Annotated in this window: 13 protein-coding genes, 1 tRNA gene, 2 rRNA genes and 1 pseudogene (1 of these 17 only partly in view); 5 read left to right on the top strand and 12 right to left on the bottom strand. The window is 50.9% G+C overall.

Going from position 1 to position 19,278, the window contains the following annotated elements; translation table 11 throughout:
• The first annotated feature begins 64 nt into the window (after positions 1-64).
• The 3 genes from aroA (at position 65) to rpsA (ending at position 3,942) form a co-directional block, all read left to right on the top strand.
• Entirely contained in the window at positions 65-1,420 is a 1,356-nt protein-coding gene (gene aroA / locus P6574_RS00980) for a 3-phosphoshikimate 1-carboxyvinyltransferase (protein ID WP_310618539.1), read from the top strand.
• Positions 1,417-2,043 (top strand): (d)CMP kinase, encoded by a 627-nt coding sequence (gene cmk, locus P6574_RS00975; RefSeq protein ID WP_310618538.1) that lies wholly within the window; start codon positions 1,417-1,419, stop codon positions 2,041-2,043. Before aroA ends, cmk begins: the two co-directional genes overlap by 4 nt.
• 204 nt (positions 2,044-2,247) lie before the next feature.
• Positions 2,248-3,942: a 30S ribosomal protein S1 gene (rpsA, locus tag P6574_RS00970; protein ID WP_310618537.1), complete on the top strand. Its 1,695-nt coding sequence runs from the start codon at positions 2,248-2,250 to the stop codon at positions 3,940-3,942.
• A 69-nt stretch (positions 3,943-4,011) separates the two neighbouring features.
• Here the strand turns inward: rpsA and P6574_RS00965 are convergent, their stop codons facing one another.
• A complete protein-coding gene (locus P6574_RS00965; protein WP_310618536.1) occupies positions 4,012-5,106 on the bottom strand; it encodes a class I SAM-dependent methyltransferase in 1,095 nt (364 codons plus the stop codon).
• A gap of 314 nt (positions 5,107-5,420) precedes the next feature.
• On the opposite strand from P6574_RS00965, the gene P6574_RS00960 reads away from it, so the two are divergent.
• The gene (locus P6574_RS00960) at positions 5,421-6,635 is read left to right on the top strand and encodes an MFS transporter (RefSeq protein ID WP_310618535.1); all 1,215 of its coding nucleotides are present in this window, start codon (positions 5,421-5,423) and stop codon (positions 6,633-6,635) included.
• 184 nt (positions 6,636-6,819) lie between these two features.
• Here the strand turns inward: P6574_RS00960 and P6574_RS00955 are convergent.
• The 5 genes from P6574_RS00955 to P6574_RS00935 form a co-directional block, all read right to left on the bottom strand.
• Positions 6,820-7,883, bottom strand: a protein-coding gene (locus tag P6574_RS00955; RefSeq protein WP_310618534.1) for an IS630 family transposase whose coding sequence is annotated in 2 segments (ribosomal slippage) — positions 6,820-7,400 and positions 7,400-7,883 — 1,065 coding nt in all. Because the reading frame shifts where the segments join, the coding sequence is not laid out codon by codon here.
• A gap of 175 nt (positions 7,884-8,058) precedes the next feature.
• A complete protein-coding gene (locus tag P6574_RS00950; protein ID WP_310618533.1) occupies positions 8,059-8,874 on the bottom strand; it encodes an RDD family protein in 816 nt (271 codons plus the stop codon).
• Between the two features lie 104 nt (positions 8,875-8,978).
• A complete protein-coding gene (locus P6574_RS00945) occupies positions 8,979-9,677 on the bottom strand; it encodes a 4'-phosphopantetheinyl transferase family protein (RefSeq protein WP_310618532.1) in 699 nt (232 codons plus the stop codon).
• Between the two features lie 48 nt (positions 9,678-9,725).
• Positions 9,726-10,778 (bottom strand): siderophore-interacting protein, encoded by a 1,053-nt coding sequence (locus tag P6574_RS00940; protein WP_310618531.1) that lies wholly within the window; start codon positions 10,776-10,778, stop codon positions 9,726-9,728.
• A 248-nt stretch (positions 10,779-11,026) separates the two neighbouring features.
• The gene (locus P6574_RS00935) at positions 11,027-11,509 is read right to left on the bottom strand and encodes a hypothetical protein (RefSeq protein WP_310618530.1); all 483 of its coding nucleotides are present in this window, start codon (positions 11,507-11,509) and stop codon (positions 11,027-11,029) included.
• Between the two features lie 325 nt (positions 11,510-11,834).
• On the opposite strand from P6574_RS00935, the gene P6574_RS00930 reads away from it, so the two are divergent.
• On the top strand, positions 11,835-12,335 hold the full coding sequence (locus tag P6574_RS00930) for an AAA family ATPase (protein WP_310618529.1): 501 nt from the start codon (positions 11,835-11,837) through the stop codon (positions 12,333-12,335).
• A gap of 100 nt (positions 12,336-12,435) precedes the next feature.
• On the opposite strand, the gene P6574_RS00925 is transcribed toward P6574_RS00930, so the two are convergent.
• The 6 genes and pseudogenes from P6574_RS00925 to P6574_RS00900 all read right to left on the bottom strand — a co-directional run.
• Positions 12,436-13,296: an SDR family oxidoreductase gene (locus P6574_RS00925; protein ID WP_310618528.1), complete on the bottom strand. Its 861-nt coding sequence runs from the start codon at positions 13,294-13,296 to the stop codon at positions 12,436-12,438.
• 27 nt (positions 13,297-13,323) lie between these two features.
• Positions 13,324-13,899, bottom strand: a complete 576-nt coding sequence (locus P6574_RS00920) for a TetR/AcrR family transcriptional regulator (RefSeq protein ID WP_310618527.1) — start codon at positions 13,897-13,899, stop codon at positions 13,324-13,326.
• A 151-nt stretch (positions 13,900-14,050) separates the two neighbouring features.
• Positions 14,051-15,112: pseudogene (locus P6574_RS00915) on the bottom strand (FAD-dependent oxidoreductase).
• A gap of 648 nt (positions 15,113-15,760) precedes the next feature.
• A 5S ribosomal RNA gene (gene rrf, locus P6574_RS00910) occupies positions 15,761-15,875 on the bottom strand.
• Between the two features lie 119 nt (positions 15,876-15,994).
• A 23S ribosomal RNA gene (locus P6574_RS00905) occupies positions 15,995-18,725 on the bottom strand.
• 484 nt (positions 18,726-19,209) lie between these two features.
• Positions 19,210-19,278 (bottom strand) — tRNA-Ala (locus P6574_RS00900) (it continues 7 nt past the right edge of the window).

The following is a 19,278-nucleotide window of genomic DNA, read 5'->3' as shown; positions in this document are numbered from 1 at the left end:
ACGATCCTGTTCTGACGTGCTAGGAGAGACTACTTTTATTCACGTCGCAACCTTGGAATTGACCATGTCCCACAGTTCGTCACCCCTTAAGGTGACCTCCAAAAGCGGAAATCCCCTAAACGGGCGTATTAGTGTACCCGGCGACAAGTCCATTTCTCACCGCTCGTTAATGTTTGGCGCTCTTGCTGTCGGCAAAACGACCATTGCAGGACTTCTCGAATCGGAAGATGTCATCGGCACAGCTAAGGCAATGAATGCCGTTGGCGCCAAATGCAAAAAACATGATGACGGTACATGGAGCGTCGACGGCGTTGGCCTCGGCAGCCTTTTGGAGCCGGAAGCCCCCATCGATTTTGGTAATGCAGGCACAGGCGTGCGCCTTGCAATGGGCATTTTCGCAACCCACCCCATTGCGGTGACAATGGTGGGAGACGCCTCCCTGTCCGGCCGTCCCATGGGTCGCGTTTTAAATCCTCTGCGCGAAACCGGCGCGGAAGTAATTGCGCGACGCGGCGACCGCCTGCCCGCTTCCATCCGCGGCAGCGAGACACCAATCCCCTTCACCTACCGTGTACCAATGGCATCCGCACAGGTAAAAAGTGCCGTACTTCTGGCCGGTCTCAACACACCGGGTACAACAACGGTTATTGAGCCTGTGGCAACCCGCGACCACACAGAAAAAATGTTGGTGGGCTTTGGAGCTGACCTGACCGTTGAACTTAACGAGGCAGGCGAGCGTGTCATCACCTTGCAAGGCCAGCCAACTCTGAAGCCTCAACATGTAACGGTACCGGGCGATCCGTCCTCCGCCGCGTTCCCTATTGTTGCAGCCCTCATCACTCCCGGCTCGGATGTGACCGTGGAAGGCGTTCTTCTCAATGAACAACGCACCGGCCTCATCACCACCCTTCTGGAAATGGGCGCGGATATCACAATCGAGAATGAGCGAGAATCAGGCGGCGAAGCCATTGGCGACATTCGCGCCAAATATTCGCAGCTCAAGGGCGTCACAGTGCCAGCCGAGCGCGCACCGTCCATGATTGATGAATATCCGGTTCTTTCTGTCGCTGCCGCCTTTGCGCAAGGTGACACAGTGATGCTGGGCCTTGAAGAACTTCGCGTAAAAGAATCCGACCGTTTGGCAGCCGTTGCCCGCGGGCTGGAAGCCAATGGCATTCCGTGTGTTGAAGGTGACGACACGCTGACCGTTACAGGCGGCGCAAGCAATATTGGCGGCGGAACAGTTGTTACCCACCTTGATCACCGCATTGCCATGAGTTTCTTGGTTTTGGGTCTTGCCAGCCATAGGCCGGTTAGCGTAGACGATGCAGCCCCGATAGCTACAAGTTTTCCGAGCTTTTCGCCTCTCATGCGCGGCATGGGAGCGGCGCTTCAGGAAGATCAAGGAACGCAAGAATGATAATAGCTCTAGACGGCCCTGCAGCCTCCGGTAAAGGCACCCTAGCCAGACGCCTGGCTGCCCATTATGGACTTAACCACCTTGATACGGGGTTGACGTATCGGGCCGTCGCGGCTGCCCTTCTTGCGCAAGGCCTTCCCCTTGGGGATGAAGAGATTGCCATTTCTGTTGCCAAGCACCTGGACTTCACCTCTCTTGATCGTTCGCTTTTGTCCTCCCACGAGGTTGGAGAGGCCGCATCTCGCATCGCGGTCCTGTCAAAACTTCGTGAGGAACTGGTGAGTTTGCAGCGCGAATTTGGCAAAAAAGGCAATGGCGCGGTGCTGGACGGGCGCGATATCGGCACCGTGGTGTGCCCGGATGCAACAGCCAAGCTGTATGTGACTGCATCCCCAGAAGCCCGCGCAAAACGGCGCACCGATGAACTTCTTGGTAAGGGAATCGAGGCAGACTATAATGACATTCTGAGTGATCTGCATCGCCGGGACCTGCGGGACAGCACCCGTGAGGACTCTCCGCTGAAACCAGCGGAAGATGCCCACTTGCTAGATACGACAGAAATGGATATAGACTCCGCATTCAAAGCGGCTGTCGAGATTATTGAACGCGCGCGTAAGCTCTAAAAATCACTCCTGATTTTAGAGCGTCCATCGCTTCGACTCGATACGTTTTGTAATAAAATCTGAATCTGTCCGATCCGCTTTCGCCGGCACGTTTATTTATAAACGTTTGTTTCCTAATGCTTTTTAGGAATCGGATCTGGGTAGATTCATTAAACATTAACACGAACCCGCCGGCGAGTGCCATTTATGGCATCAGGAGCATCTATGGAAAATATGAATGCAGCTGCAGAGGATTTTGCGGCCCTTCTAGAAGAATCATTTGCAACTTCCGACCTTTTTGAAGGTACCGTTGTAAAAGGTACTGTTGTTGCAATTGAAAAAGACCTTGCAGTCATCGACGTAGGACTGAAAGTTGAAGGCCGTGTTCCTTTGAAGGAATTTGGCGCAAAAGGTCGTGACGGTGAGCTGGGCGTTGGTGACGAAGTAGAAGTTTACCTTGAGCGTGTTGAAAACGCCATGGGTGAAGCTGTTCTGTCCCGCGACAAGGCACGCCGTGAAGAAAGCTGGGTCCGCCTCGAAGTTGCCTTCGAAGCTGGTGAAAAAGTTACAGGTCAGATCTTCAATCAGGTTAAAGGTGGCTTCACCGTTGATCTGGATGGCGCTGTAGCCTTCTTGCCACGTTCACAGGTAGACATCCGTCCAGTACGTGACGTGACACCTTTGATGCACACCCCGCAGCCTTTCCAGATCCTCAAAATGGACAAGCGTCGCGGCAACATCGTTGTTTCCCGTCGTACAGTTCTGGAAGAAACACGTGCTGAGCAGCGTTCTGAACTGGTCCAGAGCCTTGAAGAAGGTCAGACAGTTGAGGGTGTTGTTAAGAACATCACTGACTACGGTGCATTCGTTGACCTCGGTGGCATCGACGGCCTTCTGCACGTCACTGACATTGCATGGCGCCGCATCAACCACCCAAGTGAGGTTCTGACAATCGGTGAAACCGTTAAGGTTCAGATTGTTCGCGTGAACCAGGAAACACACCGCATCAGCCTCGGCATGAAGCAGCTGGAAGTTGATCCTTGGGAAAGCATCGAAGCTAAGTACCCACTTGACGCTAAGTTCTCTGGTCGTGTGACTAACATCACTGACTACGGTGCATTCGTTGAGCTGGAGCCAGGCATCGAAGGCCTCATCCACGTTTCTGAAATGTCCTGGACTAAGAAGAACGTACACCCAGGTAAGATCGTTTCTACTTCTCAGGAAGTTGAAGTGGTTGTACTTGAAGTGGACAGCTCCAAGCGTCGTATCTCTCTTGGCCTGAAGCAGACACTTCAGAACCCATGGGATGCATTCGCACAGCAGTTCCCTGTGAACGCTGAAGTTGAAGGCGAAGTGAAGAACAAGACTGAATTCGGTCTGTTCATCGGTCTCGACGGCGACGTTGACGGCATGGTTCACCTTTCTGACCTCGACTGGAATCGCCCTGGCGAAGAAGTTATCGAAGAGTTCAAAAAGGGCGACGTTGTTAAGGCAATCGTTCTCGACGTTGACGTTGACAAAGAGCGTATCTCTCTTGGCATCAAGCAGCTCGGTTCCGACCCATTTGAAGCAGCAGGCGACATCCGCAAGGGTGCTGTTGTGAAATGTGAAGTTACCGAAATCAAAGAAGCTGGCCTCGAAGTTAAGATTGCAGACAGCGACCTGTCCGCATTCGTACGTCGTGCCGACCTTGCTCGTGAACGCGGTGATCAGGATCCAACACGCTTCAACGTTGGTGACAAGTTCGACGCACGCATCACACAGTTCGACAAGAAGACCCGCCGTGTAGGCGTTTCCATCAAAGCGCTTGAAATCGCTGAAGAAAAGGAAGCAGTTGCACAGTACGGTTCTTCCGACGCCGGTTCTTCCCTCGGCGACATCCTCGCAGCAGCTATGAAAGCCCGCGGCGAAGACGAATAAGATTAAATCTCTTTTTTAGAGGTTTAGCTGAGAAAACCCGGCCACTGGCCGGGTTTTTTTATTTATTGCTCACCCCATATAAGTCAACAAACACGCTACGCTCATATAGCGCAGTTGATAGTTTTCAGGGGCACACCTGACTAAACTCTCAGCATGAGCGTAGATGTCTTTTGTCAGCCCGCCGGCTTTTTCCGTTTCACGCAGGGCAGTATGCAGGAGAGGTTCGGTGAATGCCTGAAAGAAATTCCTCAGTTGCCGCGCATAAAGTACCGCATCTTTGTCGTTTTTGTAGCGTTCGACAAACGGAACTTTAACCTCGAAACTTTCAGCTTTTTCTATCTTGAATAGCTTTGCTAATGGCGCGTTATTCTCCTGAAGGGGGGCCAGTAAATCATCAAGACTTTTGAAAAATATAGGAAGGTAAAAGCGCTCATATACATCGCGGGGAACATCGCCCGTCTCCACAAAATCCATCAGCGCATCATTCAAGGCATCGGTAAAGGCTTCACAAGTACATATCCGCTCAGTTCTGCCAAACACCTGAATAAGAAACTTGCCGCCTTTCATCATTTCCTTGGCGCGCACCTTCAAGAATACTTCGAAGTCCGCACGGGATTGCCGCTCTCCCGCTTGAAACTCTGCAGGCATAACTTCAGCGTGCCCGTCACTGCTGTTCCTGCCGTTTACACAGATATGCCCTTCAAGCCGCTCCAACGGGCACCGGGAGAAGTAGCCAACCGTATTGTAGGAAGTCATTAACTGGACCGAATTGGGGGCAAGCAATTGATTGAACATGGAGCCCCCCACAATCTCACCGAACACATGAGGGTCATTAAACGGTGCCTGCCTCCTTGTTGCCATGGACTGTAGAAGAGAGGAGAAGTCATTGCTGGGTAAATCACTCTCGATCACGGCAACTGGGCCGCTGTGGCGTTCACGTAATGCTTTCAGTGCCACCGACATTTGCATGCAAGAGTTACTGCCCTCCGAGCAGCCAAAATCTGCAAGTCTTACTGTTTTGTCAGCGGCTGGCAGGCAAAGCCCTGCAACAGCATCCTCCAGCCAAGGGAACAGGTGGACAATAGCTTCGCGCTGCGGTGCCGAGTTCTCATCATAAAACCCGCCGCCTTTCATTCCGGAAATTGTTGAGGATGTACTGACCATGCGCGCTCCTTCTACCCACCAGAAATCATCTAAAACCACAGTGAACTCTCACTATATTGATCCATGGGTGAAGATTGCGGAAATATAACTCAAGGCCCTATACGAGCTGTTATTAGGCTCTTCAAGGCCCCCTCTGCTTGCGTATATGGTGAGGTATTTCCTGCGGAACCACGCCAACGAACAAGAAGCACTCAAAACCATCAAAGGTGCCGATATCAAATTACAATTGTATAAATTTCATAGGCACCTATTACGCGTTAAAGCGAATCTATTAGGTTGGGTATCTTGACCCAATATTTCAAGTGGACCGTTTGATGCGCACTGTTGTTAAGCTGTTTTTGGCTTCCTGTTTTATCGAGTACTTGTGTGTAGGCGTTATCGAAACATATTTCACCCTCACCTATCTGGTGGTGGAAGGAAGCCCGCTGCTGGGATTTATTACCGCGGCCATGCCGTTTTTCGGGCCAGTGGCGGTCGGGCCTATTTCAGGCGTTTTCATTGGCCGCATTCGGGCAGGTCGGCTTTGGATATTCTCAGGCTTAATGGCGATTGTTCTGGCTGGGGCCGCAAGCACTACCTTGCAAGCAGAGGCCCTTATCTCCATCCTAGCCCTCGCCGTACTTTCTGTTTTTGGATACATTAGCGCCCTTTCCAGAATAACTCTGTCCAAGCACTGCTTGGAAGAGGAAGAAGTCAACCTCACCCACAAATATCTGGTTTGGGTCATCAATGGCTGCAAACTTCTTGCCCCCTTGCTGGCATTGCCCTTATTGGGTGCCGGAACTCCAATGCTGTTGGGCTTGGTGCTTTGTGTTGCCATTGGCGGCTTAATCTCCGCCATTTCCATGCGCTATCTTTGCAAAGGCCTTACTGTTGAAAGTGAGCAACCTTCGCACCTAAAACCCCCGAAGATATTTGCTCAAATTGGCGAAGGGCTGCGCATAATAGGAGAAAAACCCCAGTTTCTCGCAGCAGTTTTTGCGGGCGGCGCAGTGAACCTGCTGGAACAGGCTTTCATACTTGTCACCGTGTACCTGCTGGCAGTCTCCTCCATTCGGGATTTTCTGCCCGATGACGGTATAACAGCCACACCGCTTCTCTTGGGAGCTGCGGGAGCGTTTCTCGTAAAGTTTGCAACACCTGCACACAATCCGAGAATTGCCTTCCTCTACATTACTGGAACTGGTAGCCTCCTGCTGTTGGCCATCTGCTTCTTACAGGCGGCAACTGTCGCACTCATTCTTTTGCCCTTCATCGGTTTTTTAGGGGCACTCACCTCTGTCACAGTGTGGGACGTGCGTCTGCGGGCTTCCACCAAACAGACCATTGGAACACTCTCCGGCCTCACCGGTGCTTTCTTCAAGATCCCCGTGCTCTTCCTCCTGCCTGTCATGGGCTATGCCATAGAACGAGGAGCCCTTATTACCGGTGCCGTCATAATCGCCGCTGTATCAATGGTGCCACTGTTACTGCAGGCCTTGGGTCTGGCAATGAAGAGCCGCGAGGGAATTGTTCGTCCGGAGAGTTAACGAGAAAGCTTGAATCAAAAGGTTAAAGCAGTGAGCTGTTCCAATAAAACGTCTCACTGCTTTAGAGCGCATCGCGTTCATTCGCATTCACGCTGTGCACTCTAACTTGTTTATATTGAGCGAATTCTTGTCGTTTGATTGAACTCAATCAAACGACAAGAATTCGCTCTAATACCAACGGCACTTATAATTGACCTGTATGCGCCCAATTTCGTCTACCGATTGATGTGATTGTGTGGGGTTGTTGAATAAGCTTATTCCAAGCGGAACAGGCGGCATCGACAATTTCCTGGTAGTCTTGAAAGGTTCGGTTAGAGAGCCAGTTTTGCCGTAAGTACTGCCAAACATTTTCAACCGGGTTGAGCTCCGGAGAACGGGGTGGGAGCAGCAAGATGGTTATATTATCAGGCAACTTCAGTTTTGCCGTTGTATGCCAACCCGCTTGATCCATCAGGACCACTGCGTGCGCCCCTTTGGCGACGGTTCGGCTGATTTCTTTAAGGTGAAGCTGCATGGAATTGGTATTGGCTTTGGGCAAAACAAGTGCTGCCCCTTTGCCGTGGGCGGGGCAGATGGCCCCGAATACATAAGTTGATTGATAGCGCCCGTCGCTGGGAGCCCGTGGTCTCGTTCCTTTTTTTGCCCACCTTCTGGTGAGCCCGTTTTTTTGACCAATGCGGGCTTCGTCCTGCCACCAGATTTCCATGGATGTTTGTGAGGGCAAGCGCGCTTTTATTTCTTTAAGCCGGGCATGGAAGTTTTTTTATATGTCTCCATAACTTGCTCGTCCTGTGCCGGGTGCTGTGGCCGAACGCTGACCCGAGAAAATCCCAGAACTCTGAGGAGGCTTGAAATAGCCCTTTCGCTATAGCTGACCCCAAACTTCTGCTCGATCACACCTTGCAGATCCCGCCGACGCCAGCGAATTACGCCGTGTTGTTGTAAATCAGGCCCAGCCTCAACCAGATCTGCAAATTCAGCCATTTGCTCTTTATTTAACCACCGGACACGGCCCGGGATCTTACGATTGTACAGGCTGTGCGGCCCTTCTGCGTTAAACCGATGCACCCAGTCTCGCAGTGTTTGGCGGTCCATGCCGCCCATGCGTGCCGCCTCCAAGCGCGACAACCCATCATAAACAGCAGCAAGAGCAAGAAGGCGGCGGCTCTGCCTGACATCCTTACTTTGACAAGCAAGAGTTCGTAACGAAGAAGCATCATAGTCTCGGCGCAATGGGATCGCTGACATTGGGAATCTCCTTTCCCAATGTTGAATCACAATTCAAGTGATTTGGGAATCCTCATCCCGAGTCAAAAACAGGTGCCGTTGGTATAATTGTCTAGGATCAGAACCACACCAAAAACTCAGGCTCGGCAGGGCTGAAATTTACTTACTGCAAAACAGCAGGAACCTTGATGGCTTTTTAGCTTTCCGTTGGCTTTGAAAAGTCCTTTGAGAGACCTGTATTCAAATGGGCAAAGCGGTCCCAATAGGAACGGCCTTTCCAGCGTATGAACGAGCCGAATAAGAACCAAAATACAGCCAATGCAATAAGAGCTGCACCTCCCAGCCATAACATCAGGAAATCAGGTTGCAGCATTTTTTCAAAAAGAGACGTTGCCAGCTGGGCTTGCCCACTCAAGTCAAATGTACTCGTCGTATACAGGTCATAAAAGCCGACAAGAGACGCTAATACAAACACACTTCCCTTCAAATACTCACGTTTAAGAGCATCTTTTAAACTCGGCTTTTCCCGAGTATCTCTATATACGGCCAGATTGAAGAGAGCTTTTCCCGGCGTCTGCCCCCATTTGGCGAGAAACAAAGCAAAAACGAGCGGGGCCAATATGTAGAAAAAGGGTTCAGAATCAACATAGAATCTGTAGTTTCCATTTTCATCGGCTGGGTAGCTCGTATAAACGGAATAGCTCCGATTGCCTTCACTCCATGTTTTTTGAAGTGTGAGCGTGTAAAATGTGGTGGCAAACATGTTCGTTTGCTTGCACAACACTTGTAAGTGAGCCTGTCCGTTTTCAAGAGGAAAAAGCTCATTCATCTTCTCTTCTGAAACCAGATCAGTGCTCGTCATACACGCAGAAGACGAAAGCAGCTCCGGAGCTAGGATACGCGTTGAAAACGCACTATTATAAGCGAGTGCAATCAGTGTCACGACCGCGCCTAAAATCAACAAATCTGCGAAATAGGCGAACAAACGCCGCCAAAATAATTTTGCTTGCATCAATACTTTACCTAATAAAACTCGTGCAACATCTACCCAAGCCGTGACGCGTAAACAATGAGACTTTAGACGCCTATTAACTATAGCTTATGCAGGCAACTGCCTCACCTTGCTCTCAATAAACACAGTGTGCGAATGTCCTGTTCTCCAACTTCATAGGAGAGGGAAAGCCTATCGTTAAAGTGCAGCAGGTCAGGTGAGGTGAAAGCCAGCTTGAGCGTTCCCTGACCAATTCCCATACACCGGGCTTCCTCAAACCCGATAAACCGCTTCACAGTCGGGAAGACGGCTTTATAGAGCGCTTCCTTGGCAGAGAACATGAGCGTGAAGGCGCTGGCAAAGTCTAGCTCGGACGACAGCAGGGCCATCTCTTGTGCTGTGCCTATTTGGGGCAAGAGGCTTGCAGCCCGCCCCCGCTCCACCAAGACTTCGCGATCAATGCCCACCCCGTCAAAACTGGTGGCATGGGCCACAACCGCATTGGCGGCGTCCCCTGCGTGGGTAATGGAGCCGATAATACCCGCGGGCCACAGGGGCTCACGCTTCTCTCCAGTGCCCACATGAGGCGTTTTACCCACCAAAGCGTTCAGTGCATGGGCAGCACACAAACGCCCCGCCAGATACTCATTGCGCCGCTTGGCAACTGCCCGCTGCAAGTTTGGAGGAATTGCAATCACCCCCGCATCTGGCCCCTCCACGTGAAACAGATCGGTTCTGGAAGAAGGAGGGACCACACACCCGTGCCCTTTCAGCCCTTCCACCTGATAGAGTGTCGGCAGGTTTTGCGCTAAAAACGGTCCCATCAAGATAACTTAGCCCCTAATGTATCAAGGAAGAGCGCTGAGCGCCTTTCACTCCCAATAGCCAGCAATATAGCTGTTTTTCGCGGTGTACCCCAGCTCATTGCGGAAATACTTCCGTGCCTTTTTAGAGAGCTCCTTGTTGGCGGCAAACCAGACAAAACTGTCTTTCTCGCCCTCCAGCGCGACAGTTTTTGCAGCTTCAAGCAGTACATCCTGCCCTTGCCCGTCCCGCAGCACCCATTCCACATCCATTCCTTCAGGTGCGTCTACAACAAACCGCTCGTCTTTTTCAGAAGACACCATCAACAGCACCTTGCCGCACGTATCCTTGGGAAGATCCAAGAGCGTTCTGCAAATTGCGGGAAACGCGGTCTCATCGCCTGCAAACAGCACAAACTTCTCTTTTGGCAACACTCCGCCGGAAGGCCCTAGCAATCCGACCTCATCACCTGCACTCACCCGGCTCGCCCATTCAGATGTGGGCCCGTCCTCATGCATAAACACATCCAGATCGAACGTGCTCTGCGCCTTATTGAAACTACGAACCGTATACACCTGACGCATCAGCTCTTTATCGCCCTCAGGCCAAACCGTGCGCCCGTTCTCGTCAACAAACGGCCATTGAGGCCCAACTCCGCGTTTTTTGGGAAAGAGCAACCGAAAGTGGAGTGCGTCTGCACTAAAGCGCTCAATATCCGGCACACGCAAAGTCACACGCATAAAATTACAGGTAAAGGCTTCAGCTCCCAAAACCGTTGCCTTAGTAAAGTTTGGCGGCAAAGCGCCTGCTGGCAAATCTCCCTGCCAAGCCTGCTTCACGCGCCCCTCGGTAAAATGCACGATATGCGCATCAATGCTTTCTTTCAGCAGATACAACGCATCTTTACTGGGAGAGCTGACTTTGAGGTCCAGAGCGCTGTCTGTGACCCGAAAATCGATAACACCTGCCTGCGTACCGGCGCGATAGGTGCTCTCGCTTGTTTGAGTGAACGCCAGATTATGTTCTTTTGCTTCTGCTTCAAACAGCTTAAGGGCCTCAAGAGGCGGCAGGAAAACGATACTGGTTTCAAGTTTAAAAATCACAGGGTCGACTGAAAGCATAAAACTACTCAAGATACTGGGTTAGAACAATTTGGCCCGCGTCACACCCATCAAAATCTGACAGGCCCCAAACTCCTATCTTAAATAGCTGTTTTAATCCAGATATTCAGTGCGCCCTTGGAAGACACCAATAAATTTATTGAAGGAATAAGTCTGCAAGAGCCGCAACCAAGTACACACGCCAAGGCTTGAGCCGGCAGGCACCTTTTCCGTGGCTGCATACCTGATCAAGCCTTAACTCCTAGACCTTATAGCTTGCAGTTCGCTTCAACTTTGCTTGTAACGCTTTCAGCTGTCTCCAAGATCACCCCTCCAAGGCCCAAATCTGTCTTGATTTGCTGCGCAGACAGCCACGCAGTTTCATAATCACCAAAGGAAATACCACTTAAGTGAGGTTGGATATGGAAGGTCACGTCAATATGAGTGGCTTCAATGCGCTTACCATGAACATCAAGTATTTTTGCTTTGCGGCACCACTGCCGAATGCCCTCAACAAACTCCCACCCGCTTTTCGTCAAAGACAAACGGTCTCTATCAAACATAGTGGAAGGGGCAAACTCTCCCCCAACGGCCAACTTCACTTGGCCCATATCACCCGATAACACCTGAATAGAAACTCCGACATTTCCGGCAAGCTCACCAACTTTGAAGGTCTCCCCCACCATATCAATCAGGAAAGGAACCTCCCCCACCTCAATAGTCCCCGCTTCACGCATACCGATAAAGTTCATGGCAGTTTCCTTTTATTATTATTGTTGTTTCAAGCTGCATATACAGACACGTGTTTATTAAACGGGCAGATCAAAGAGCCGCTCAGTGCTGCTGACATTTGCTTTAGAGTACAACCTACTCCTTCCATTTTTGCTAATGTGATGGATAGTCTTTGAGACTCGGTACAGTGAAGGTGATACTATGAACATCCAATGCAAGCCTGCGACTATGGCCGTGTCTATGAGTTCTACTGGTGTCGAGTGTATTTCGCTCGAAGAACAGGGGAGAATTTGAGCTGTAAAAAATCGCTTAACCTGCACAAAACTAGGCAAACCGAGGTCCATAATGGATAAGCAGAAAACCAAACTGCTGCTAGCCTGCGGGAAGATAGCTTCGGGCAAGTCAACGCTTCTTTCCAAGCTCAGCAGTAAACACGAAGCGATTCTAATCTCTCAAGACCAATGGATGGCAACACTTTATCCTGATGAACTGAAAACCCTGCGCGATTATGTGAAGTATACAGACCGCTTAAAACAAGCGCTTCGCCCGCATATTGTGGATTTGTTAAAACAGGGGCTGTCTGTCGCCTTGGACTTTCCCGCCAATACAAAGCAAGACCGCGCGTGGATGCAGGGGATTTATAAAGAAACTGATATCACCCATGAACTTCATTACCTCAATGTACCAGATGAAGCCTGCAAAGAGCGCCTTCACCAGCGTAACCAATCCGGCCAACACCACTACACGGTGAGCGAAGAACAGTTCAATCAATTCACCGCATACTTTCAAAGGCCCTCGAAAGAAGAGGGCTTTAATGTCATTCAGCATGACTTTCAGCCCGCATGATTACAGCTGAGAGCGAGGAGATTCCCAGCTCTTCCGGCAACCGCGAAACTGATAAAGCCTTAGTAAAGGGAGGCCTGTCCGGCCTCCTTTGTGTGTTACTTCACTCAGTCAAAAACTGTTCAACCACGCGGGCACGCTGTTTCTCGCCATCAAGGTCCAGTCCGGTCTTTAAAGATGTAAAGTCCTCGGCCCACTTGGATGTACGCAGCCGCACCGGTGGGTTGGAGCTTTCCACGCAGCCGATCACGACTTCAGCCACCTGTTCCGGTGTCTGGTATACATCACCTTCCCCTGCCCGCTTCTGCGCTTCTTCAATATATTTCAGTAGAATAGGGCCGTACTCATCATCCAGAATTCCGCCGGTTTCTTCCATCTGACGCAGTACGTTTGCGCCAAATTCCGATGAAATGCCTCCGGGCTCCACAACGGTAAAGTGGATACTGAATTTTGGCGTGATATAGCTGGCCATAGACTCCGTCAGCCCCTCAACGGCAAACTTAGCTGCACAATAAACCTCGTTAAACGGCTGACCCACAAGGCCGCCTACGGAGCCGATGTTTACCACATGGCCGCTCCGCTGTTTCCTCATGAAAGGCATCACAGCTTTTGTGCAGGTCATCACACCCCTCAGGTTCACATCCAAAACCCATGAGATTTCGTCTTCTGTTGCCTGCTCCAGCGTTCGCACAAACCCCGCGCCCGCATTGTTAATCAGCGTATCAATACGGCCTTCTCTTTCAATTATATGATCTATCGCAGCATTCACGCTGGCAGTATCCGTCACATCCAGCTGCACCACCTCCAGCGCGGCACCTGCCTGCCTTGCCATCTCATCCAGCACCTCCCGCTTGTGCAGGTTGCGCATGCTGGCGTAAACTTTGTGGCCGGCTTTTGCCGCCTGCACCGCCAGCTCCACACCAAGGCCCGTGGATGTTCCCGTAATCAAGATCACTTTCGACATTTTGTATTCCTCTTATTTATCAATCATTCACTTGGTTACCAAGCTGCGCCAGACACGCAGAAACGTCTCGGAGACTTCTGCTTCATTTCTAGGTTCGCTGCTCAACGCATTGCGACGGGCCAAATGCATGGCCGAGCCGATTAAAAGGTTCAGCGCCACATTCAAGGAAACTTCTTCCCCCGCCTCCGCATTGATAGAACTTTGAATCAGCCCGCTTAGTTCTTCCTGATAGGGCTCGATTTCCGCCCGCTGCTCTTCCGTTAAAAGTTGGGCTGCACCTGCGGTTTCAAGAAATAAAAATGCATTGGGCTGCTGGCATAAAAAGTTTACTAAATCACGCCACACCCCCTCAACCACCGCCCTCGGGCTTTGTGATGCCTGCTCCTGCCTCAAGGAATGATAGAACTTGCGCTTCAAGTACAAATAGGTGGCTTGAAGCATGGCTTCCTTGCTTTCAAAATGCAGGTAAAGCGTCCCAGCTGAAACTTTCGCAGTGCGCGCAACATCCGCCATAGACGTTGCCCCAACTCCCTTCTCTGCGGTGATTTGAACAACCGCATCAAAGATATTCTCTCTCACTTGTTCTTTGCTAAGACGTCCCATGACCACTTACAGTAATGAATATTCATTTCTATAATTACATAGGGAATGCCACAGGATCCATCAAGCCGTGGTCGGATATATTTGTTCAGCCCGCTACCAAAAGTGCCAGATGAAGGGTAGTCACTTCACCCTATGCATGGCAGAAATTGTTCTAGAACTCTACAAGGAACCGGCCTAAGTATCGTTTAAACGGGCCGGATGTATTTGCGGCAGTCAGAAGCGCACCAAAAGCCATCCTTCGTGGCAAGGTTATACCAGCACTCAGTTTCCTGCCATGTTCTGTAGTTTTAACTGATTCAGCTCCTTTTTTATGGCGTAGTTTGGAATAGCCGTCAGTTGTCCTGTAGACAATTCGCCTTGCAAGTTCGGTCGCATCTGCAATGCCCATATTCATTCCTCTGCCACCAATGGGCGCATGGCAATGAGCAGCATCTCCTGCCAGATGAACACTGCCCTTCGTGTAAGTCTCAGCCTGCCGAATGGATATATTAAACGTCCCTGTCCTATGCAGGGTTGAAACATTTATTGGTACTGGAATTGTCTTGAGTGCATCGGGCGTGCTGGCAACAAGCCTATACCTTGTAGGCCCAAGAGGGCCAATAACCAAAGTTACACCCGGCCTAACATGAAATAAAACAATCTTACCCGGGTGCGGCCAATCTTCCGATTCCACATCCGCAATCGACCAAATCCCTTCTAGGTCAATGCCCGGATAGGCAATCTCGGCGCACTTTCGAACAGTACTCATCACACCATCAGCACCAATTACCAGATCATACTTGTGCTCGGACCCATCTGAGAAAATCGCAACCACACCGCCATCTTGCTCTTTTAGGTCATCCAGTGCCATCCCATAACTCACCGATACACCGGCTTCAGCAAGTGCGTCGACCAAAATGGCTTCGGTACGGTCTTGAGCCAGACCGATTACAGTGCGGAAGAAAGTCCGATCGGAGTGGAGAGGTAGGTCCAATGCAAGCTTTTCACCTCGAAAAACAAGAAGACCATCCATTGGGATACTCTCTTCAATAAGTCGTCGCGCAACACCGGTCTGCGAAAGTCAGCCCAAACTACGCGGAGTTATCCCGACTGCCCTACTCAAAGTCGAAGCACTGTCCCGACGCTCTATAATGGTTGGTTTTATTCCCAAACGAGACAATTCCAAAGCCGCAGTCAAACCAGTCGGTCCGGCACCTACAATCAGAATATCCATCTAAGTCCAACCCTTCTTATGCTTAAGCCAACGCAGTTCGAGAATAGTCTGGATTTATTAATCCATCCCCAAATCCATCGTACTGGACCGGCAAACACTAAAGTTTCAGAACTCGTAGATTTGGTTAGATGGTCACGCTAGTGAAATGGATTCAAAACCTGCTTTTGAGCCTAGATGTTTCGCCCCATCACAAATTCCTTCACCCGGCTGTCTCGCCCATCCCGTAAATATATGCATTCAACACCGCCCATTTCCGTACAGAGCCGGTCTATGAGCGTACAGATTGCGGGAACTTTGTGTGATTGTCCATTTGTCGCGGGTTTATGAGGCAATTCAACGGGGTGTTGTTACGCAGTAGCTTTGGTGTCAACAGGGCGGCCAATGATGGGCTGCCGTCTTATCCCCTGCCTTTGCATCTCTCCCATTTTAGGGGGCTGGGAGCGCAGGGGGATAAGAGGATTTCCAAGAGGCTTCGGTTTGATTGTTTATGGGCGGCGTTGAGGTTCCGCTTATCCCCTTTTGCTCATTGCGGGGTATGAGTGAGGGGTGTTTTTAGAAACGACAAAACCCCGCCACGAAGTGTGGACGGGGTTTTGGGTGTTTGCTGTTCTGTGTTTTCATTTTGTTGAGTTTTGTTGCTTTTATCATGCCCGGCGGCGCCCTACTCTCCCGTGTCTTAAGACAAAGTACCATTGGCGCAGGGGCGTTTCACGGCCGAGTTCGGGATGGGATCGGGTGGGGGCGCCCCGCCATAGCCACCGGGCAGGATAAAAGCAACTGGAATTGGTCTGTTTTTTGTCGATCAGCTTATCTGACATGCGCTTTGCTTGTCAGGCGGATCTTTGTTTTAAGTTCTTATTGTTTGGGTATAGCTTAATGGGAGTGATCAAGTCGATCGAGCTATTAGTAAGGCTCAGCTTCGAGCATTGCTGCTCTTCCACATGCCTCCTATCAACGTGGTGGTCTTCCACGGCTCTCAAGGGAGATCTAGTTTTGAGGTTGGTTTCCCGCTTAGATGCCTTCAGCGGTTATCCATTCCGAACATAGCTACCCAGCAATGCGGCTGGCGCCACAACTGGTCCACCAGAGGTTCGTCCATCCCGGTCCTCTCGTACTAGGGACAGATCCTCTCAAATTTCCTACACCCACGGCAGATAGGGACCGAACTGTCTCGCGACGTTCTGAACCCAGCTCACGTACCGCTTTAATTGGCGAACAGCCAAACCCTTGGGACCTGCTCCAGCCCCAGGATGCGATGAGCCGACATCGAGGTGCCAAACAATGCCGTCGATATGGACTCTTGGGCATCATCAGCCTGTTATCCCCGGCGTACCTTTTATCCGTTGAGCGATGGCCCTTCCACGAGGGACCACCGGATCACTATGACCGACTTTCGTCTCTGCTCGAGTTGTCACTCTCGCAGTCAGGCAGGCTTATGCCATTGCACTCGACGACCGATTTCCGACCGGTCTGAGCCTACCTTCGCGCGCCTCCGTTACCATTTGGGAGGCGACCGCCCCAGTCAAACTACCCGCCACACACGGTCCCGGATATTGTAGTACCGCGGTTAGATATCCATGAGGACAAGGGTGGTATTTCAAGGATGACTCCACCCAAGCTGGCGCCTGGGTTTCAACGTCTACCACCTATCCTACACATGTCATCACGAATACCAGTGTGAAGCTGTAGTAAAGGTGCACGGGGTCTTTCCGTCTGACCGCAGGAACCCCGCATCTTCACGGGGAATTCAATTTCACTGAGTCTGTGCTGGAGACAGCGGGGAAGTCGTTACGCCATTCGTGCAGGTCGGAACTTACCCGACAAGGAATTTCGCTACCTTAGGACCGTTATAGTTACGGCCGCCGTTTACTGGGGCTTCAATTCGCTGCTTGCACAGCTCCTCTTAACCTTCCAGCACCGGGCAGGCGTCAGACCCTATACGTCGCCTTGCGGCTTCGCAGAGCCCTGTGTTTTTGATAAACAGTCGCAACCCCCAATTCTGTGCCCCCCATACAAAGTTGCCTTCGTATAGGGCTCCCTTCTCGCGAACTTACGGGAGCAATTTGCCGAGTTCCTTCAGCACAGTTCTCTCAAGCGCCTTGGTATACTCTACCTGTCCACCTGTGTCGGTTTCGGGTACGGTCTTAGCGTGGGAGCTATTTCCTGGAACGCCTTCGCTGCACCTCCAATCCAATAAGGAGATACAACACACGGCATCCGTCACTACCCACTGGCTGCAGAATATTAACTGCATTCCCATCGACTACGCCTTTCGGCCTCGCCTTAGGGGCCGGCTAACCCTGCGCCGATTAGCGTTGCGCAGGAACCCTTGGACTTTCGGCGAGAGGGTCTCTCACCCTCTTTATCGTTACTCATGTCAGCATTCGCACTTCTGATACTTCCAGGATCTCTCGCGAGTATCCCTTCATCAGCTTACAGAACGCTCCGCTACCGCTTGTCAAAGACAAGCCCGCAGTTTCGGTGTATGGCTTGAGCCCCGGTACATTTTCGGCGCAAAGACCCTTATTTAGACCAGTGAGCTGTTACGCTTTCTTTAAATGATGGCTGCTTCTAAGCCAACATCCTGGTTGTTTTGGGATCTTCACATCCTTTCCCACTTAGCCATAACTTAGGGACCTTAACTGGCGGTCAGGGTTGTTTCCCTCTCCACAATGGACGTTAGCACCCACTGTGTGTCTGCCCTGCAGTACTTCCTGGTATTCGGAGTTTGGTTAGGATCAGTAAGGCGGTGAGCCCCCATAGCCCATCCAGTGCTCTACCCCCAGGAGTATTCACAGGACGCTCTACCTAAATAGATTTCGCGGAGAACCAGCTATTTCCGAGTTTGATTGGCCTTTCACCCCTAGCCACAAGTCATCCCCGAATTTTTCAACATTCGTGGGTTCGGTCCTCCAGTGCGTGTTACCGCACCTTCAACCTGCTCATGGCTAGATCACTCGGTTTCGGGTCTAATCCAACGAACTAAGACGCCCTATTAAGACTCGCTTTCGCTACGCATACACCTATCGGCTTAAGCTTGCTCGTTAAATTAAGTCGCTGACCCATTATACAAAAGGTACGTTGTCACCCAGAACGAATCTTGAGCTCCAACTGTTTGTAGGCATCCGGTTTCAGGAACTGTTTCACTCCCCTCGTCGGGGTGCTTTTCACCTTTCCCTCACGGTACTGGTTCACTATCGGTCGATAAGGAGTACTTAGGCTTGGAGGGTGGTCCCCCCATGTTCGAACAGGATTTCACGTGTCCCGCCCTACTCGAGGACTAAGTTTCTTTCTACCCGTACGGGACTATCACCCACTAAGGTCAAGCTTCCCAGCTTGTTCCGGTTCTTAAAACTTAGCCACTGGCCTGATCCGCGTTCGCTCGCCACTACTAGCGGAGTCTCTGTTGATGTCCTTTCCTCCGGGTACTTAGATGTTTCAGTTCCCCGGGTTTGCCCCCTTGCGGGTACTCCATATAGGAGTGGGTTTCCCCATTCGGAAATCACCGGATCAAAGCTTATTCGCAGCTCCCCGATGCTTATCGCAGCGTATCACGTCCTTCATCGCCTCTTATCGCCAAGGCATCCACCGAATGCCCTTAAGACACTTGATCACTCTCATTAGCAATACCCACACAATCGCATGGATAAACCAATAAAAGACTTAATTCAAAAAAGTCATATCCGGTTGCAAGGATATGACTTAGACCAATTCCAATGAGACATAACAGACGGGCCTAGCGGTCAAGCAGGCCCCGTGTTCCAGCGAACTCTTGTCTGACAGACATCAAGATGTCGTCAGGAGCACGCTAGTTTAAAGAATAGAACTGACTAGCAGAACTACCCTCGATAACTGGCTATTGTTGTCACACCTCCGTACACAATCATATTAAAATATGACTGAGCCTGATAGGCGGCGCGGCCCGTTATGTCTTCTCTTCAAAATGTCACAGAACACGCTCATATCTTTCGATACAAGCAAAACGATACGTCTTTCTTCATACATAGATTTGGTAAAGATGGTGGAGCCCTCAGATGTTGTTCCAAAGGAACACAGCAAGCTAAAAACTCTAGTCTTCACTATCAAGCAAAGCGAGATGGTGGAGCCTAGGAGGATCGAACTCCTGACCTCCTGAATGCAAATCAGGCGCTCTCCCAGCTGAGCTA

It is taken from the genome of Pseudovibrio sp. M1P-2-3 (assembly GCF_031501865.1).
GTDB lineage: Bacteria > Pseudomonadota > Alphaproteobacteria > Rhizobiales > Stappiaceae > Pseudovibrio > Pseudovibrio corallicola.
This window is presented reverse-complemented; position numbering and strand designations above follow the sequence as displayed.

Coding starts and splice junctions, on each gene's coding strand:
- aroA (WP_310618539.1), top strand. CDS start 65: ATGTCCCACAGTTCGTCACCCCTTAAGGTGACCTCCAAAAGCGGAAAT.
- cmk (WP_310618538.1), top strand. CDS start 1,417: ATGATAATAGCTCTAGACGGCCCTGCAGCCTCCGGTAAAGGCACCCTA.
- rpsA (WP_310618537.1), top strand. CDS start 2,248: ATGGAAAATATGAATGCAGCTGCAGAGGATTTTGCGGCCCTTCTAGAA.
- P6574_RS00965 (WP_310618536.1), bottom strand. CDS start 5,106: ATGGTCAGTACATCCTCAACAATTTCCGGAATGAAAGGCGGCGGGTTT.
- P6574_RS00960 (WP_310618535.1), top strand. CDS start 5,421: ATGCGCACTGTTGTTAAGCTGTTTTTGGCTTCCTGTTTTATCGAGTAC.
- P6574_RS00950 (WP_310618533.1), bottom strand. CDS start 8,874: ATGCAAGCAAAATTATTTTGGCGGCGTTTGTTCGCCTATTTCGCAGAT.
- P6574_RS00945 (WP_310618532.1), bottom strand. CDS start 9,677: ATGGGACCGTTTTTAGCGCAAAACCTGCCGACACTCTATCAGGTGGAA.
- P6574_RS00940 (WP_310618531.1), bottom strand. CDS start 10,778: ATGCTTTCAGTCGACCCTGTGATTTTTAAACTTGAAACCAGTATCGTT.
- P6574_RS00935 (WP_310618530.1), bottom strand. CDS start 11,509: ATGAACTTTATCGGTATGCGTGAAGCGGGGACTATTGAGGTGGGGGAG.
- P6574_RS00930 (WP_310618529.1), top strand. CDS start 11,835: ATGGATAAGCAGAAAACCAAACTGCTGCTAGCCTGCGGGAAGATAGCT.
- P6574_RS00925 (WP_310618528.1), bottom strand. CDS start 13,296: ATGTCGAAAGTGATCTTGATTACGGGAACATCCACGGGCCTTGGTGTG.
- P6574_RS00920 (WP_310618527.1), bottom strand. CDS start 13,899: ATGGGACGTCTTAGCAAAGAACAAGTGAGAGAGAATATCTTTGATGCG.